Annotated in this window: 14 protein-coding genes and 2 pseudogenes; 12 read left to right on the top strand and 4 right to left on the bottom strand. The window is 55.6% G+C overall.

The genetic code is table 11. The features are described 5' to 3' along the window. Positions 1-138: 138 nt before the first annotated feature. Together mgtE and NR114_RS13685 are read right to left on the bottom strand one after the other, a co-directional pair. The gene (gene mgtE / locus NR114_RS13690) at positions 139-1572 is read right to left on the bottom strand and encodes a magnesium transporter (RefSeq protein WP_020828083.1); all 1434 of its coding nucleotides are present in this window, start codon (positions 1570-1572) and stop codon (positions 139-141) included. Positions 1573-1768: 196 nt separating this feature from the next. Beyond that, complete coding sequence (locus NR114_RS13685) at positions 1769-1948, bottom strand: YfgG family protein (protein WP_020828082.1); 180 nt, start codon at positions 1946-1948, stop codon at positions 1769-1771. 524 nt (positions 1949-2472) lie between these two features. Here NR114_RS13685 and NR114_RS13680 point away from each other — a divergent pair. Beyond that, entirely contained in the window at positions 2473-4620 is a 2148-nt protein-coding gene (locus NR114_RS13680) for an EAL domain-containing protein (protein ID WP_234529924.1), read from the top strand. Positions 4621-4651: 31 nt separating this feature from the next. On the opposite strand, the gene ppx is transcribed toward NR114_RS13680, so the two are convergent. Both ppx and ppk1 read right to left on the bottom strand, forming a co-directional pair. After that, positions 4652-6202, bottom strand: coding sequence for an exopolyphosphatase (gene ppx / locus NR114_RS13675; RefSeq protein ID WP_020828080.1), 1551 nt, complete (start codon positions 6200-6202; stop codon positions 4652-4654). Between the two features lie 10 nt (positions 6203-6212). Then, positions 6213-8276: a polyphosphate kinase 1 gene (ppk1, locus tag NR114_RS13670; protein ID WP_020828079.1), complete on the bottom strand. Its 2064-nt coding sequence runs from the start codon at positions 8274-8276 to the stop codon at positions 6213-6215. Positions 8277-8672: 396 nt separating this feature from the next. On the opposite strand from ppk1, the gene NR114_RS13665 reads away from it, so the two are divergent. From NR114_RS13665 to NR114_RS13620, 11 genes and pseudogenes are all read left to right on the top strand, one after another. Then, the gene (locus NR114_RS13665) at positions 8673-10835 is read left to right on the top strand and encodes an ABC transporter permease subunit (protein ID WP_234529926.1); all 2163 of its coding nucleotides are present in this window, start codon (positions 8673-8675) and stop codon (positions 10833-10835) included. Then, positions 10832-12484: a phosphate ABC transporter permease PstA gene (gene pstA, locus NR114_RS13660; RefSeq protein WP_020828077.1), complete on the top strand. Its 1653-nt coding sequence runs from the start codon at positions 10832-10834 to the stop codon at positions 12482-12484. Before NR114_RS13665 ends, pstA begins: the two co-directional genes overlap by 4 nt. 28 nt (positions 12485-12512) lie before the next feature. Beyond that, positions 12513-13325: a phosphate ABC transporter ATP-binding protein PstB gene (gene pstB / locus NR114_RS13655; RefSeq protein ID WP_020828076.1), complete on the top strand. Its 813-nt coding sequence runs from the start codon at positions 12513-12515 to the stop codon at positions 13323-13325. A gap of 232 nt (positions 13326-13557) precedes the next feature. After that, positions 13558-13791 carry a hypothetical protein gene (locus NR114_RS13650; RefSeq protein WP_256814331.1) on the top strand — a complete coding sequence of 78 codons (234 nt, stop codon included), beginning with the start codon at positions 13558-13560 and terminating at the stop codon, positions 13789-13791. A 24-nt stretch (positions 13792-13815) separates the two neighbouring features. Beyond that, a pseudogene (locus tag NR114_RS24285) lies at positions 13816-13971 on the top strand (POTRA domain-containing protein); the annotation flags it as partial. After that, positions 13957-14502, top strand: coding sequence for a POTRA domain-containing protein (locus tag NR114_RS13645; RefSeq protein WP_321041291.1), 546 nt, complete (start codon positions 13957-13959; stop codon positions 14500-14502). The pseudogene NR114_RS24285 and the gene NR114_RS13645, both read left to right, overlap by 15 nt. Then, positions 14399-15505 (top strand): annotated as a pseudogene (locus tag NR114_RS24250) (DUF637 domain-containing protein); the annotation flags it as partial. The gene NR114_RS13645 and the pseudogene NR114_RS24250, both read left to right, overlap by 104 nt. Before the next feature lie 9 nt (positions 15506-15514). Next, entirely contained in the window at positions 15515-15880 is a 366-nt protein-coding gene (locus NR114_RS13635) for a DUF596 domain-containing protein (protein WP_046374992.1), read from the top strand. 105 nt (positions 15881-15985) lie between these two features. Then, a complete protein-coding gene (locus NR114_RS13630; RefSeq protein WP_234529635.1) occupies positions 15986-16456 on the top strand; it encodes a hypothetical protein in 471 nt (156 codons plus the stop codon). Between the two features lie 3 nt (positions 16457-16459). Beyond that, entirely contained in the window at positions 16460-16984 is a 525-nt protein-coding gene (locus tag NR114_RS13625) for a hypothetical protein (RefSeq protein WP_256814328.1), read from the top strand. 5 nt (positions 16985-16989) lie between these two features. Next, positions 16990-17358, top strand: a complete 369-nt coding sequence (locus NR114_RS13620) for a DUF596 domain-containing protein (RefSeq protein WP_046372949.1) — start codon at positions 16990-16992, stop codon at positions 17356-17358. The last annotated feature ends 97 nt before the right edge of the window (positions 17359-17455 follow it).

The following is a 17455-nucleotide window of genomic DNA, read 5'->3' as shown; positions in this document are numbered from 1 at the left end:
CACTGAACGAGGTCATGACGCGAATGAGATGGAAAGTTTATTGGCAAAGGGTAGTACAGCGCGGCAATAAAACCCACTGAATCAGACAGCTTTAGTGAGCAAACGCAAAAGCCGGCGCGTGGCCGGCCTTCTGGAGGTTTAAAGCAGGAACAAGGTAGCCAGTCCGAGGAAGATAAAGAAGCCGCCGGTATCGGTCAGAGCGGTGATCAATACGCTGGAACCTACCGCCGGATCGCGCCCCAGTTTGAGCATGGTCATCGGGATCACCACCCCCATCAGCGCGGCTACCAGCAGGTTGAGGATCATCGCCAGCGTCATGACGCCGCCCATCGCCCAGTCACCGTACAGCAGCCAGGTCACGACGCCCATGATGCCGCCCCAGACCACGCCGTTGATAATGGCCACCCCGAGTTCTCTGAACATCAGGCGGGAAATGTTGCCGACCTCAATTTGGTGCAGTGCCAGCGCGCGTACGATCATGGTGATGGTCTGATTACCGGTATTGCCGCCGATCCCCGCGACGATCGGCATTAACGCCGCCAGCGCCACCAGTTGTGAAATGGTGTGTTCGAACAGACCGATGACGCGCGAGGCGATAAACGCGGTACACAGGTTGATGGCCAGCCACGCCCAGCGGGTTTTCACCGCCTTGCTGACCGGGGCAAACACATCTTCTTCCGGGCTTAAGCCCCCCATGCGGCGCAGGTTGCTGTCGCTTTCTTCATTGACCACATCGACGATTTCTTCGATGGTCAAACGGCCCATCAGCTTGCCCTTGGCGTCGACCACCGGGGCGCTGATCAGGTCATAACGTTCGAATGCGCTGGCTGCCGCTTCGGCCTTGTCATCCGGCTGGAAGCTGGTAGGGTCGCTGTCCATGACCGTCTGGACCAGGGTTTCCGGGTCATTAAGCAGCACGGCGGTGAGCGGCAGTTCACCCAGCAGAGTATTTTTACGATCGGTGACGAAGAGTTTGTCGGTGGCTTCCGGGATGGTTTTGCGCAGGCGTAAGAAGCGATGTACGGCACCGATAGTGACGTCGGGGCGTACCGTGACCAGTTCAAAATCCATCATCCAGCCGACGGTGTCCTTGCCGTAGTGGATCATCTCGCGCACCTGTGCGCGTTGATCCGGTTCCATGGAGGTCAACAGGCGGCCCATCAGGTTACGCGGCAGGTATTGTGCCAAATAGGCCTGTTCATCGACGTCCAGCGTCTTGATCGCTTTGAGCAGGTCCTTGTCGCTCATCTCTTCGATCAGGCTGTCCCACACGGGCTCGGCAACTTCCACCAGCGTTTGACCGCGTTTGGCGTTCCCCACCAGCCGCCACAGTGCCAGGCGCTCGTCTTGGGGCAGCGCTTCCAGCAGGTCCGCCAGGTCAGCGGCGTGCATGTCGTCCAGCAGGCCGGTGATTTCTGCCGTCTGGTTTAGCAGCTCGCTTTTGCTGAGGGCGTTCTCATCCCCTGGCCGGCCGAGAATGCCATCGACCAGATCTTTGTTGTTTAACAGCAGAGAAAGAATGCGCTGGCGGTACTCAGCGACTTTTTTAACGTTATGTGTTGCAGCTGACATGGTCTTCCTTACTGGCACTCAGTGATCCTTAAGACCCACTCTGGACTAGATAGAGCATAGTGAATGCAGGCGTCATTTTTATGAAATGGGAGCAGTTGCTGAGGAATAAGTAAGGGGTCTGGCGCGCCGAGATACTGGCCGACGGCAGGCTGCTTAACTATTCGCAAGCCCTGCGGGATAACTTGAATCTGTGAGTTCAGGGAGTGGTGTCCCGGTTTTCGTCGCTCATCTCAGTGGTGCTTTGCTGAGGGGCGAGTTTTTTTTCCTGATGGTGGGGCACCGCGACGACCGCGGCATACAGCAGACGGCCGACTAAAATGATAAAGCTGACAAACAGCACTATTTTGGTCATCTGTCCGGTGGATTTTCTACGCATATATCACCCGGCATGCCGGTTTCCTGTGTTATGCCCGCCATCTTTCACGCTGGCCGTGCTGCGGCCACTTGAAATTTATAGAGATATTGAACGCTGATGCAGGCCGATAGAGTGTAAACGGAATTCTAGCCATTGATGACAAATATTGTCTATTTATTTCCGGGCAGCAAAACCCGGTATCTCGCCGCTGTTTAGCTTAAGTTTGGCTTTATCTGTCGGATCAGCAGCTTAAGATGAGACAAAAAATAGGCTTACACATTTTTACCCAACTTTTCCTCTTTGGTTGATCGGAGTCAAGCCTCACCCCCGCCTGGCGCCTAAAATTTCCGCCATTCTCCTGTCGCATATGATACTTTCAGCTTGCCTCATGAATGGATAGAGGTACGAAAAGGAACCTGCCTTGTTACCCGAACGCGTGAATGGAATTACGCCCTGACGGACTCGTTATTTTTATGATCAAGCCAATATTCTGGAAGCATTTACGCGAGCGCTGGTGGGGGTGTCCTCTCCTCTGGAGCCTGTTATTGATCCCGTTCGCAGGTTGGCTATCGCCGCGGATAATGCTGCCTGAAGGCAAAGTCTATCTGCTCTATCTACCGCTCACTGCCTGTATTGCACTGTTGATGGTCTACGACTGGCGGGCGCTGCCGGGTATTGCCCTCGCCATCATGCTGCGTTACGCCCACCGGCTGGGGCTGGAAAGTGGCTTGCTGGTGACGCTGCTGTACCTGTCTTGCCTGAGCCTGTGTTGGCTGGGGTATCGCAGGCAAACGCAACGCCGTTGGTGTGCGGCCCCAGGTGGTGCGGCGCTGGTGAAGGAGCGGCTAATCTGGCTGGTGGTGCTACCGGCATTGCTGTTTGTCTTCGGCCTGAAACTGCTGGTCGCCTTTGCCCGGTTGCCCGACGAACTCGGGATGATGCCCGGCGATAACAGCTACCTGATGGCGCTGGTTAATTTTCAAGCGCTGCTGCTGGGCTGTCTCTCCGCCATGCCCTTGCTCTACATCATGTTGCGCATCTTGAATAAACCCCGTTTTGCCCTGACGCTCTGGCGACGCTTTGGTCGTGAAATGGCGCCAAACGTCGATAAAAAAGAGCTGTCGCTGTGGCTGTTGGTGCTGGTGGGGATGGTGGCGGTGCTGTCCCATCACGCTAAAGAAGCCATTCCCCTGTTGCTCGGGGGGTACGGATTGGTCTTACTGCTGCCGGTAATGCTCTACGGTGCGATGCGTTTTGGCTATCAATTCAACTGCCTTATCTGGTCTGCCACTCTGTTGGTGCTGTTTTTTCATTATCCCGGCGCTTCACAACCCGACAACCTGTTGCATAACCTGGCGGTCATCTCTTCGATGATGGTGGTGTTCACCCTGTGCATTTTCCTGATGTCGGCGCTCAATACTCACCAACGGTTAAGCCATGCCAGGGCACAAAGCGCCTCGCTGCAAGATCCGGTAATTGGCCTGCCGAACCTGCGTGCCCTCAAGCGTGATCTGGCTCAGTCTCCGCCTTCAACCCTGTGTTTCCTGCGCGTCAGCGAACTGGATTTGCTGAGCCGTAACTATGGCATGCAGCTTCGTATTCGTTTCAAACAGCAACTGGCGGCGCTGCTGCATCGGGTATTGGCCCCTGGTGAAGGGGTTTATCATCTGCCGGGCTACGATTTGTTGCTGCGAGTGGATGCGGACAATAGCGAAGAAAAGGTCGAAGCGATTTACCGCGCGTTGGAAAAATTCCGCCTGATCTGGAACGGTTTGCCGCTGCACCCCCCGCTGGGATTAGGGTATTGCAGCGTGCTGCCCGATTTTGAACACCTCTACCAGTTGCTGGGGGAGCTTAGCGCGTTGGCGGAAGTCTCGCTGACCAGCGGTAAGCCGGAGAATGTGCAGAGCAGCGGCAATTTGGTGCAGGATGAAGTCAAACGCAAGGTGGCGCTCTTGCATGGGGTACAACGTTCGCTGGATAACGACGGCTTTATCTTGATGGCGCAGCCGATAGTGGGCCTGCGCGGTGATCGTTATTATGAGATTCTGCTGCGTATGCGCGACGATCAGGGGAACACAGTATCGCCGAATGATTTTCTGCCGGTGGCGCATGAGTTTGGCCTGGCTTATCGGCTGGATTTGTGGGTGCTGCGCAATACGTTGAAGTTTATGGACCAGCACCGTATCGATCTGCCCAGTGCACGCTTTGCGGTGAATTTAACGCCCTCTTCGCTGTGCCGACCGATGCTGAGCCAGGATGTAGACAACCTGTTGCAGCAGTATCGCATCGAACCGTATCAACTGACGTTGGAGGTGACCGAGTCGCATCTGCTGCAGAATACGGATTACGCCGGCGCCAACCTGCAGGCGCTGCGTGAAATGGGCTGCCGCATTGCTCTGGATGACTTCGGCACCGGCTATGCCGGTTACGATCGGCTCAAGATGTTGCCGGTTGATATGCTGAAAATCGACGGCAGCTTTGTACGTGACATGCTGACCAGCGCGGTGGATTTCCAGGTGATTGCCTCTATCTGTAAAGTCGCGCGAATGAAGCGCTTGACCATTGTGGCGGAATACGTAGAAAGCATGGAGCAGTTGGTCGCGTTGAAAGGGGTGGGCGTAGACTATATGCAGGGGTATTTCGTCGGCGAACCGCAACCCTTGGTGACGTTGCTATCAGAACAGAATTGATTATCGCCCCCGCAGTACGGGGGCGACAGACTCAGGCCGAGCGCTGCTCGTCTTGCGAACCTTCCTCTTCGCAAATCAGTTTCCAACCCACGACGTCGTTCCAATAGGCCTGTTCACGTTCGAGATCCAGTTGCACCAGGTTGTTCAGCGCCAGATATCCGGCCGGGAAGCGCAGCGTCCAGTGGTTATCGTCGGTGCTCAGGCGCAGCGTTTCCGGCGTGGTGGTCGACTGGCGCTGGTTGTTGAGCAGGGTACTCAGGCGCAACAGTTGGATCAGCGGCAGGTAATGCTTTTTCTTGAACAGGTTCAGGCGCGGCAATTCTTCCAGCTTGATACCCTTGCGATGGAAGCGTACCAGCGCCGACAGCAGCAACTGCTGCTCCTGGTTGAAGCCCGGCAGGTTGGTGTTTTGCAGAATGTAGGCCGAGTGGCGATGCATGCCGCTGTGGTTGATGCTCAACCCCACCTCGTGCAACATCGCGGCCCATTTCAGCAAGGCTTCCAACTGCGGGTTCGCCAGCTTGGTATTTTGCGCCATCCACTGCGCATACAATAGCTCAGTGGTATCCAGCACCCGTTTGGCCTGCTCGCGGTCGATATTGTAGTGATCGGCCAGGCTCTTGGCGGTGCGGCTGCGAATGTCCTGATGACGGAAACGGCCCTCCATCTCGTACAGCACGCCTTCGCGCAGCGCACCGTCGGAAAGGCGCAGGTCGCGGATCGCCAACGCATCGAACACGCCGCACAGGATTGCCAACCCCGGCACAAACACCGACTGGCGGTCTTCCGACAGCCCCGGCAGGCTCATTGCGCTGAAATTTTTAAACTGCAGCACCTGTTCCGCCATCATTTCCAGTCGCTCGAGGGTGATCAGGCCATCTTTTTCGCCCATTGCCACCAGCACTTCGTGCGCGGCCTTGATGGTGCCCGACGCGCCCAGAGCATATTGCCAGCCCTGAATGCGGTACTGCCAGGCCAGCGTTTCCAGCTTCTGTGCCGCCGCCAGGCGTGCCCGTTTGAAGTTGTTTTTGCTGATTTCGCCGCCCGGGAAGAACTGTTGGGCGAAGCTGACGCAGCCCATGCGGCGGCTTTCCGCCAGCAGGGGTTCAAAATCTTCGCCGATCACCAGCTCGGTAGAACCGCCGCCGATGTCGATCACCAGCTTGCGGCCTTTTTCCGGTTGGGTATGTTCCACACCCATAAAGATCAGGCGAGCCTCTTCCTGCCCGGCGATGATTTCGATCGGGTAGGGGATCACTTTGGCTGCGCGCTTGAGGAATACCTCGGCGTTCACCGCCTGGCGCAAGGTGTGGGTACCGACGATGGTGACGTTATCCGCCGGGAAGCCTTGCAGCCGTTCGGCGAACAGCGCCAGGCAGGCCAGGCCGCGTTCTATTGCCTCTTCACTGAGCACATTGTTGCTGTCCAATCCATCGGCGAGGTGGACCCGCTGTTTTAAACGCCCCAATACCTGTAAGGCGCCATTGACGACGCGGGCAATCACCATGTGGAAGCTGTTCGACCCGAGGTCGATGGCAGCGATTTCCTGCGGTTTGTTCGTTGCAGTGCTTTTTAGCGGCATAGTTGCTGGCCTACTGTCCTGGTTGTTCCAGAGCTTTTAAATACTCGTAAATGGCAACCTGAGAACGGACTTTGCGGCGGTTGCCGCGCGGCACGTACTGGTTGCTCAGTTCTTTATCGAGGTAACGTGCCTTGACCGTGTCGCTGAACAGGATTTCCAGAATATCCAGAACCCGTTGTTTCAGCGTTGGATCCAGCAGCGAGACCGCGACTTCGATGCGGTAATCTATGTTACGGGTCATCCAGTCGGCAGAGGACAGATAAACCAGTTTGTCACCTTTGTTTTCGAAAACGTAAACCCGATCGTGTTCCAGATAGCGGTCGACGATGCTGATTATCTGAATATTGTCACTGATCCCCGGCAGGTTGGGAATCAAAGAACACATCCCGCGCACCAACAGGCGGATTTTTACGCCGGCGCCGGAGGCGGTATATAACCGATCTACCAGCCCTTTATCCACCAGATTGTTGATTTTCAGCATAATGCCGGCCGGAAGCCCGGCTTCGGCGTTGGCAATTTCGTTGTCGATCAACTCATACAGTTTCAGACGCGAGTTCTGCGGCGACACCATCAGGTTGTCGAAGGTGACCGGCCGGTACGGGTTTTCGATAAAGTTGAACACCCGGCGTACTTCGTTGGTGATGCGCGAATCGGCGGTCAGCAATGAATAGTCGGTGTAAATGCGCGCGGTTTTCTCGTTAAAGTTACCGGTGCCGATATGAGCATAGCGCACAATCTCGTCGCCTTCACGGCGTGAGATCAGGAACAGTTTGGCGTGAATTTTCAAGCCAGGCGCGGAGAAAATAACGTGCACCCCGGCTTCCGTCAGGCGCTTGGCCCAGTGGATATTGGCCTCTTCATCAAAGCGCGCCTGCAGCTCCACCACCACCGTGACTTTTTTGCCGTTATGGGCGGCGTGGATCATCGATTCGATGATGCGCGAGTCTTTTGCCACGCGGTAAATATTGATTTTGATCGCCAGCACGCTGGGGTCGAACGACGCCTGGCGCACCAGCTCCAGCACGTGTTCAAAGGTGTGGTACGGGTAGTAAAGCAGCACGTCGTGCTCGCGAATGGCGTCAAACCCGTTGCGGAATTTTTCGAACCAGGTATGGCGCAGGCGCGGCAGCGGTTTGTTGACCAGGTTGGCCTTGCCGACGTTCGGAAAACCGATGAAGTCTTTGAAGTTATGGTAACGGCCGCCGGCAATGACCGAATCATAGTTGGAAATACCGAGCTTGCCGCGCAGCAGTTCCACCATTTCATTGGGCATGTCGCGCTGATAAACAAAGCGCACCGGCTCTGCAGTCAGGCGCTGCTTCAGGCTGGAAGACATCAGTTCCAGCAGGCTGGATTCCATCTCGGTAACCAGATCGTATTCCGCATCGCGGGTCATTTTCATCGAATAGGCGTTGAGCGCGTCGTAATCGAAGAAGCCCTTGAAGATGTCGTCCAGGCAGTAGCGAAGAATGTTATCCAGCAGGATCATCGGCTTGCGGCGACGAGGGGCTTCCGGCGGCAGGTTGACGAAGCGCGGTACCTTGTCGGACGGGATCTCCAGCAGCGCGTAATCGATACGCGTACCGCGGATAATCTCCACCGCCAGATAGGTATAGTCGTCTTTCAGGAACTGCACCAGGTTGGTTTCATTGTTGATCAGGATCGGCGTGATGTGCTGGCGCAGATGCTGTTTAAAGTATTGCCGCAGCCAGATTTGCTGGTTTTCCGACACCTGGCGTTCGTTGATCAGGAAGATCTGGTTGCGTGCCATTTCCAGCAGCAAATCGTTATACAGGCTGTCGAATTCTTGATCGGTTTTTAATACCTTGGCCTGGATCTTTTTCAGCAGATGGCGTGAAGCGCCGCCAGAGCCCTGTTCTTCGCTGATCAGAATGCGTCGTTTGAGATCGGCAAAGCGGACCTTATAGAACTCGTCAAGGTTATTGGAGTAAATGCCCAGAAAACGCATGCGCTCAATCAGGGGATTGCTCTTATCTGCGGCTTCCTGCAACACGCGTTCATTAAAGGATAACCAGCTTAGTTCTTTTTCGATGTAGAGCTTTTCCTGACCCATTGCCACTCCAGTTCAATTTTAGAAAAGGATCCGGGACGCAGCGCCCGGATGCCGCTCTAGTGTCCTTCATCATTATTGCGAGAGATTGACAGGAAAGTCCAACATATCCATTACCTTGGGGCGAGGCATTTTAAGGCGTAAAAATATTCTCTGCGGCGTCCGGGGCGTTGAACATGTCGGAGCAATATAAAATGAAGACAATAATGCTAAATATCTCTACAGATGATCGGCTTAACCATCATTTTTCAGCAATATATAGGGTTAATAATGCTAATGAATAGCGTTAAATTCGATAATGGCGGCAGGCAACTTTGTCATGCAAACGTCACAAAACTGACATAAGATGCCCGGTTATTCTATGGCGCAAGCCTGCTTACATCAGCGACAGCGAGAGACATGGCACAAACTACGGTAAACCAACATCCCCGGGATCGCCTGCGCGCGCGCATCGACCGTAGCGTTCAGGCGGCGGTTACCGTCAGCGGGCTGCTGGTGTTGATGACGCTGATGCTGATCTTCGTTTACCTGCTGTTTGCGGTGCTGCCGCTGTTTAAACCGGCGGCAATGGGGCAGGCGAAACCGCTGACGATCAATGCCTCTGCACCTGCGCTGGCGCTGGGTATGGATGTGCAGCAGCGGATAGGTTACCGCATCGATGCGCAAGGGCAGGGGCAGTTCTATCCTCTGACGCAGCAGAACGCCCATCCTCTGACGCAACAGACGCTGCTGGCCAAACCGACGCTGCTGACTCAGGCGGCCGGCGAACGCGATCTGTTTGCTTTGGCACAGGCCGACGGCCGGTTTATCGTCGCCAGCGCGGACTTCGCAGCAGCCGGGGCGTCGGCACCGCAGTGGTTGTTTCCGCTTGGGCAACGACCGCTGACGTTGGATAAACAGGGGCGAGCATTAACGCTGCTGACGTTGGCTGAAGCACGCCGTGGGCAGTACCTTCTGGCCGGTGTTACCGAAGATCGTCGTTTGGTGTTTGGCCGTTTCGGCAGCGACCACCCGCCGCAGCTAAGTGAGATCACGCTGGACAGTGCGGTGCAGCAGTTGGTGTTGACGCCCGACGGTCGCCAATTGTATCTGCTGGCGGGGAATCGGCTGGCGCGCTACCAAATTAACGACACGCAGCTGCAGCTAAAAGAAACGCGTACGCTTGGCGAACAGTCTCCTTATCAACTGACGGCGTTGCCTGGCGGCAGCGCGTTGCTGATCGAAGCGCCTGACGGCAGCGTACGCGAATGGTTTGATGTCGAAAAAGATCGGCGCTGGCAACTGACGCCGGTGCAGCATTTCGACCACCAGTCCGAGCCGCAGGATTTGCTGGTGGCCGAACCTTATCGCCGGGTGTTCGCCACCCTGAGACCGGACGGCGGTTTCTCGCTGTTTTCCAGCATCCAGCCGCAGCCACTGTTGAACGGCAGGCTGAGCGCCGGGGTACAGCAGATGGCGTTCGCTCCACGCGGTGATGGCCTGCTGCTGGAAACGGCACAGGGCTGGCAACATTATGCGATCGACAACCCTTATCCCGACGTCACCTGGCGCTCGCTTTGGCACAAGGTGTGGTACGAGAATTACCCCGAACCGGCTTACGTCTGGCAATCCACCTCTGGTGAGGACAGCTACCAGGCCAAATTCAGCCTGATGCCGGTGATTTTTGGCACCTTCAAGGCCGCGGCCTATGCCATGCTGTTCGCCATTCCGCTGGCGCTGGCCGGGGCCGTTTATACCGCCTATTTCATGTCGGCCGGACTGCGGCGGGTGATTAAACCGGCGATTGAGGTGATGGGGGCTTTACCGACGGTGGTGATCGGGCTGGTGGCGGGCATCTGGCTGGCGCCGGTGATTGAATATTATCTGCTGGCGGTGTTGTCGCTCCCCTTGCTGTTGGCGGCGGTGGTGCTGGCATGCGGTGCGCTGATGAACCGGTTTGCCCCGCGACGCCTGCCGCCGGGCGTCGATCTGCTGATCCTGTTGCCGCTGATTGTACTGACCGTCTGGCTGGCGTTTAGCGTGGGACCCTGGCTGGAAGTGAAACTGTTCGGCGAGCCGCTGCATTTCTGGCTGGGCGATGATTATGACCAGCGCAATGCGCTGGTGGTTGGCGTGGCGATGGGCTTTGCGTTAGTGCCGATTATTTTCTCTTTGGCGGAAGACGCGTTGTTCAGCGTACCGGCAACCCTGAGCCAAGGGTCGCTGGCGTTGGGGGCGACCCAGTGGCAAACCGTCATACGCGTGGTGCTGCCTTCGGCCAGCGCCGGCATTTTCTCGGCGCTGATGATTGGCTTTGGCCGCGCGGTGGGGGAGACCATGATTGTGCTGATGGCGACCGGAAATACGCCGGTTATCGACGGCAGTCTGTTCCAGGGCCTGCGCGCCCTGGCGGCCAATATCGCCATAGAAATGCCGGAAGCGGTCGCCGGCAGCAGCCATTACCGGGTGCTGTTCCTGACTGCGCTGGTGCTGTTTATTTTCACCTTTGTCTTCAACACCCTGGCGGAGGCGATCCGACTGCGGCTGCGTGAGCGCTATACCCTGAACCAGGAGGCGCCATGAAGCGCTGGGCGAAGAGCGGTTCGCCGTGGATCTGGCTGACCGCCGGGTCGGTGGCCGTCAGCCTGTTGGCGCTGATCGGCATTATGCTGCTGCTGGCCGGACAGGGGATGCGCTATTTCTGGCCGAGCCCGGTCTATCAGTTTGAGCTCAACCAGAGTGCCGCAGGGCCGGTGACGATGATCGGCGAGCTGTATCAGCAGCAAAGCATTCCGCGCCGGCAACTGCTGGAGTCCGGTATCGCACTGCCGCCGGGGAATGCGCAAAGTTTTGAGCGCTATCTGATCAAGGTAGGCAACCGCGAGAGCGAAGGACAAGACTTCCGTACGCTACTGGCCGGTGACATTGTTCGCCAAAGCACACCGCGCGATCTGCTGGTGCTGGAACGTAATAACAACGGCACCGCTTACGGTTATCTGGCCGGTATGCTGGAGGATGGTCAGCCGCTGACCGGCCGCAATCTTAGCCAGGCGCTGCTGCAACGTTTGCCGCAGATTGCCGCGCTTTCGCGTCAGGCCCATGATATTCAGTTTCGCGATATGGCGCGCATTAACCAGCGGTTCGATACGCTGCGTCTGCGAGAGAAAAGCTTACAGCGGGAAGATAAGCTAGACGCCCGCGCACAGGCGTCAATCAATGCCGAGCGGCTGGAACTGCAACGTCAATATCGACTGCTTTCCGATCGTCTGGAAGGTTTGAACCGCGATCGCCACCGCGATGCGCTGTTGCTGCGTGACATGCACGGCCAGACCCATACCATTGCGCTAAGCCAGGTGCGTGATGCCTGGTACCCCAACGCGATGAATACCACGCAAAAGCTGGTGCACTGGGGCGAACAGGTGAAGAAATTCCTCAGCGACAGCCCGCGAGAGGCCAATACCGAAGGCGGCGTATTCCCGGCGATTTTCGGCACGGTGCTGATGGTGATCCTGATGTCGATCGTGGTGATGCCGTTTGGCGTGATTGCCGCCGTTTACCTGCATGAATACGCAGGCAATAATCTGCTGACGCGGCTGATCCGCATTGCCGTGGTTAATCTGGCCGGTGTACCGTCGATTGTCTATGGCGTGTTTGGCCTTGGCTTCTTCGTCTATATGATTGGCGGCACGCTCGATCAGCTGTTCTACCCGGAGTCGTTGCCTAACCCGACCTTTGGCACGCCGGGCGTGCTGTGGGCGGCCTTGACGCTGGCGCTGTTGACGTTGCCGGTGGTGATTGTCGCTACCGAAGAGGGGTTGTCGCGCATTCCTGCTTCGTTGCGCCAGGGCTCGTTGGCGTTGGGCGCCAGCCGGGCTGAAACGCTGTGGCGTATTGTGTTACCGATGGCGGCGCCGGCGATGATGACCGGCCTGATCCTGGCGGTGGCGCGCGCCGCCGGGGAGACGGCACCATTAATGCTGGTGGGGGTAGTGAAATCCGTGCCGGTGCTGCCGGTAGATGATATTTTCCCGTATCTGCATCTGGAGCGGAAGTTTATGCACCTGAGCTTCCAGATCTACGATATGGCCTTCCAGAGCCCGAGCGTGGAGGCCGCCCGGCCGCTGGTGTTCGCCACCGCCTTCCTGCTGGTGGCGATTGTAGTAGGCTTGAATCTGGCGGCGATGGGCATTCGCCATTCGCTGAGGGAGCGGTACAGAGCATGGTCGCAGTAACAACGATGTTATTCCTGGGGAGTGCCTAATGAGTTTGATGACGCCAGGCAGTTTGCCCCGGTTGGATGTCCAGCACCTTGATGATGAACATACCGCGCTGGCGGTAAACGACCTCAACCTGTTTTATGGCGAAAAACAGGTGCTGCACGATATCTCGCTGCGTATTCCCAAGCACCGGGTGACGGCGCTGATCGGCCCGTCCGGCTGCGGCAAATCCACGCTGCTGCGCTGTTTCAACCGTATGAATGATTTGGTGGACAACTGCCGGATTGAAGGCGATTTGCAACTGAACGGTCAAAGCATTGGCGGCGCGCAAATCGACGTTGCGGCGTTAAGACGGCGGGTCGGCATGGTTTTCCAACGGCCGAACCCTTTCCCGAAATCGATTTATGAAAACGTGGTTTACGGCCTGCGTCTGCAGGGCGTGCGTGACCGACGGATCCTTGATGAGGCGGTGGAGCGTTCGCTGCGTGCCGCCGCGCTGTGGCACGAGGTCAAAGACCGGCTGCGCGAGAACGCGTTTCGTCTTTCCAGCGGCCAGCAGCAAAGGTTGGTGATTGCCCGGGCGATAGCCATCGAGCCGGAAGTGCTGCTGCTGGATGAGCCGACCTCGGCGTTGGATCCGATCTCCACATTGACCATTGAAGAGCTGATTTCCGCGCTGAAGCAGCAGTACAGCGTGGTGCTGGTGACGCACAACATGCAGCAGGCGGCACGCGTCTCCGACTACACCGCCTTTATTCATCAGGGGCGGCTGGTGGAGTACAACGACACCGACGACATCTTTACTTCACCGCGCCAGCGCCGCACCGAGGATTATATTACCGGGCGCTATGGTTGATTGATTGTAGGGCGCAGCATGCTGCGCCTTTATGACTTTAAAGTTCTTTATTCCCGCTTGACTGCAATACTCCGACTGCCTGCTGGGCAGTCTCTCCCTGCCATTTGTTTGAATAAAAACAATACTTATTCGTATAGAACTGAGGAGATAAATGTTTATAAATCGCTAATTTGTGTAAATTAACGTAAATAGATGTTTTCAAGTGTGTGTATGGAAGCAGGGATTCCAGGTTGTGGCGTTGCTGGTTTATGGCGGGCTGATTTGCTCTGCGCAGGCGGCCGAGCAAGCCAGCCCGGCCGATCGCGGCAGCATTACTCAGCAGCAAAAAATGCTGTTGGAGCAGGCACAACAGCAGCGTGAGGCGTTGCAAAACAACGTTTCTCTGCTGGCCTTACCCTTGCCGGCGCCTCCCGCCGCTGGTGAAGCCTGCCAGCTTGTGCGGCAGATTAAGTTTCAGGGGGCCTAACATCTTTCCTGGTCGGTAAAAACCCGGCTGGCCAAACCCTACCAGGGGCGCTGCCTAACGTTGAGCGCCATCAATCGCCTGGTGCGTGAAACCACCAATGCCTATTTGCAACGCGGCTATGTCACCTCGCAGGCCTATCTGCAAGAACAAGATATTTCTACCGGTATGCTGACCATCAGCGCCAGCGAAGGGCGGGTCGAATCCATTACTCTCGATGGCGAAAGCAAACTGGCATTGGGCATGGCGTTCCCCGGCATGGCCGGCGATGTATTGAGTCTGCGGGATATTGAACAGGGCATGGAGCAGCTCAACCGCTTGCCTTCGCAGCAGGTGAGCATCGATATCCAGCCCGGTGCGCATGCGGGGTATTCACGGGTGGTGCTGCAGCGCAGCTCTGTGCGTTGGCCCGTCGCGGTTTCCGCCGGGGCGGACAACAGCGGCCAGAAAAACACCGGTACCGGGCAGATGAATGCCGGCGTGACGCTGGACAACCCGCTACACCTTGCCGAACAGTGGTCGCTGTCCGCCGCGCGTAACGACGATTTCAGCCGTAGCCATCGTAGCCGCAGCCTGAACGGCAGCCTGACTTTGCCTACGGCTACTCATTGCGGCGACCGGCGTGACTGGGGTATCTGCCTCGTCGATAGTCTATGGGTCGGTCTATGCCGGCATGACGTCGCTAGCATCGCAGGTGGCTGTGGAGCTGGTTGACAATCAGGGAAATCTGTCAAAAACCCTGAGAGCATTGGGCAGCAGCGAGACGGTCAAGGCGACGGCAATGGCGATTGGTGGTGCACTGGCGGGCTTTGACCAAGTGCTGGACGCCAATGTGCCGGCAGACAAGGCGCGATTGCCAGCGCTGATAAAGGATGAAGGGTGGCGCAAGATTGTTCAGCGTGTAGCGGGGCAGTCGGTCATCAGTTCAAGTCTGAATACCGCCACCAACGGCGGCAGCTTCAAAGACAACTTGACCAACGCGCTGCTGATCAACCTCGGCAACCAGATTAACGCCGAGGGAGCAAATCTTATTGGCGATAACGGCGATATTCTGGGGTTGCCTGGCAAGGCCGTCAGCCATGCGGTGCTGGCGGGTATCAGTGCGGAAATCGGCACCGGAGCCATCGCCTCCGGAAGCACGCTGGTTGTCGGCAAGACGGCAGACGCGGCGAAAACACTGGCGCAGCAAACGGTGAAAACCGTTGATGAATCGCTGAAGAGCCGAGTGTTCAACACCCAACCTGTTGCGGATTTGGTAAAAGCGCAAACGGCGACCGACGCCAGACTGTCGGCGCAGACGGCAGAAAAACTGCAGGCGCTGCAGAAGACCAGCACCGATCAGCTGGTTAAAGTATTTGACCCGAAACAGAGCGAAAGTAAGCTGAGCGTGTTTGGCCAGCAGTTTGAGCAGGTGCTGGGCGAGGGGGGAGGCAACAAGTCCGGAACGACCAAAGTTTTTGCGACGGAAAAACTGTCAAGACAAGAAATCATCGACTACGCCCAATCGCTGGCAGGAGCCGTGCCTCTGGAAGCGAAAAACACCCCGCAGGGCATGGTTTATTATGCAAAGAAAGATGGTGTCACTATCAATCTGAGGGAGTATTCAGATAGCAAGGAGCAAACAAAGGCGCGCTGGACTATTGATATTATTGGCAACGAAAGTCTAGAGGCCCTGCAAGGAAAGGTTAAAAAGAGAATTGAAATAAAGTTACGATGAGGTTTCCATATGCTGTATAGCGATGAAGAATACAAGCTGTTTAGTGATGAACTAGAAGGAACATCTATTGGTACGGTGTGGTCAGCCATGAGAGCTGACAACTTTGAAAAAGCTGCAATGTCGTATGAAGAGAAAAAAGCTTATTTTTTAGAACTCCTACATCGACTTATGCAGGATGGGAAAATAAAGTTAGCCAACAGAGGCAAACTCTTGGAGGGAAGTGTCGCTGAGCAGATTGCACTGTATCGCGAGAGATTTCCCAAAAATCAAGAAGAAATGGACGCTGATGCCTTCGACGGATTCTGGTTTCTGACAGAGGAATGCCCTGGCGGCATTGTCTGGATCCATGACAGCGGTTATGAAGATTGGACCTGATATACACAGAAGCGGCTCCTCGGGGCCGTTTTCTACTTAATTCTTACGTCAAAAATACCAATATGCATAGTGAGATACGGTCTTATCGAGAAGAGGGTAACAGGCGTGCAGAGCAAGATTTTCCCGCTGGCGGCGGAGCTGGCCGGGGTCGTGATGCAGAGCACGCTGTTTGAACCCGCTAACCTCAATGAAAAGGAACGCCAGCTTTACCGTTTGCAGTATGCGCTGGATAATCAGAAAGATATTTTGGCCGCTGATAAAGGCGATGTTGCTGCAGCAAAACGTGTTGTGGCTCGCCGAGAAGCTGCCGCAATAGTGGCGACCGTTGGTGGCGGCGGTCTGGTACTTACTGCGGGAGGGAAGACGCTGGTGGGAGCTGCGCCAGAATTGGTTCTGGCTGTACGATTGGCGATTGCTGGCTGTAAAACCAACCCCGCGCTTTGTCTGAATCAAGCCGGTATTTTTGCGGCGGACATTGTGGCACCAGAGGCCATTATTCGTACGGGCGCCGTAACTACCGGCAGCACATTGATTCTGGGTAAAACCGAAGACAGTGTGAGGAAGTTGAGCCGATAGCTGGTGAACGCTTCCGATGAATTATACAAAACAAAAACGTTCAACACTCAGCCAGTTGCCGATTTTATCAAAGAAGAAATGGCTGTTGGGGCGAATTTGTCGACTAAAACGGCAGATTATCTGCGGGACATGCAGAAGGCTAATACTGACCAACTGGTTAAACTTTTCGATAAAACGCAGCCAGATGGTAGCGTAACAGTTTTTGGTAAGTCTATAGCTCAAGTTTTGGGCGAGGGCGGGAGCAATAAATACGGAACGGCTAAAGTTTTTGCGACAGAGAGACTGTCGGAACGGGAGATCATCGATTATGCCCAATCGCTGGCTGGTGCGGTACCTTTGGAAGAGAAACGAACGCCATTAGGGACAATCTATGTTGCTAAGAAAGACGGAATGACCATCAACCTGAGAGATTTTTCGAGCAGTCAGGAAGATACGAAAGCACGCTGGACTATTGACGTCATTGGGGATAAATCGGTTACAGACGTAGTAGGAGAGAAAGTCAAACGTGTAGAAATTAAGTTTAGGTGAATATAATGAAAATTACAGCATCGCTCTACGAGGAAAGAGCAAGGGCATTAGAAGGTATGTCTATAGGAGCCCTTTGGGAAGTCAGTTGCCCAGATGAAGACATCTGGAATGACGTCTTCCCTTTTGAAGAGAAAAAAGAATATTTCTTTGCGTTTCTTCAACGTTTACTCGAAGACGGGAAGATCAAACTGGCCAGCCGAGGCAAATTCTTGGAGGGAAGTGTCGCTGAGCAGATTGCACTGTATCGCGAGAGGTTTCCTAAAAATCAAGAAGAAATGGATGCCGATGCCTTCGACGGATTCTGGTTTCTGACAGAGGAATGCCCTGGCGGCATTGTCTGGATCCATGACAGCGGTTATGAAGATTGGACCTGATATACACAGAAACGGCTCCTCGGAGCCGTTTTCTACTTAATTCTTACGTCAAAAATACCAATATGCATAGTGAGATACGGTCTTATCGAGAAGAGGG

It is taken from the genome of Serratia sp. Ser99 (assembly GCF_024519545.1).
Lineage (GTDB): Bacteria > Pseudomonadota > Gammaproteobacteria > Enterobacterales > Enterobacteriaceae > Serratia > Serratia liquefaciens.
The sequence above is the reverse complement of the archived record's forward strand: the minus strand, read 5'-3'. Positions and strand labels throughout refer to the sequence as shown.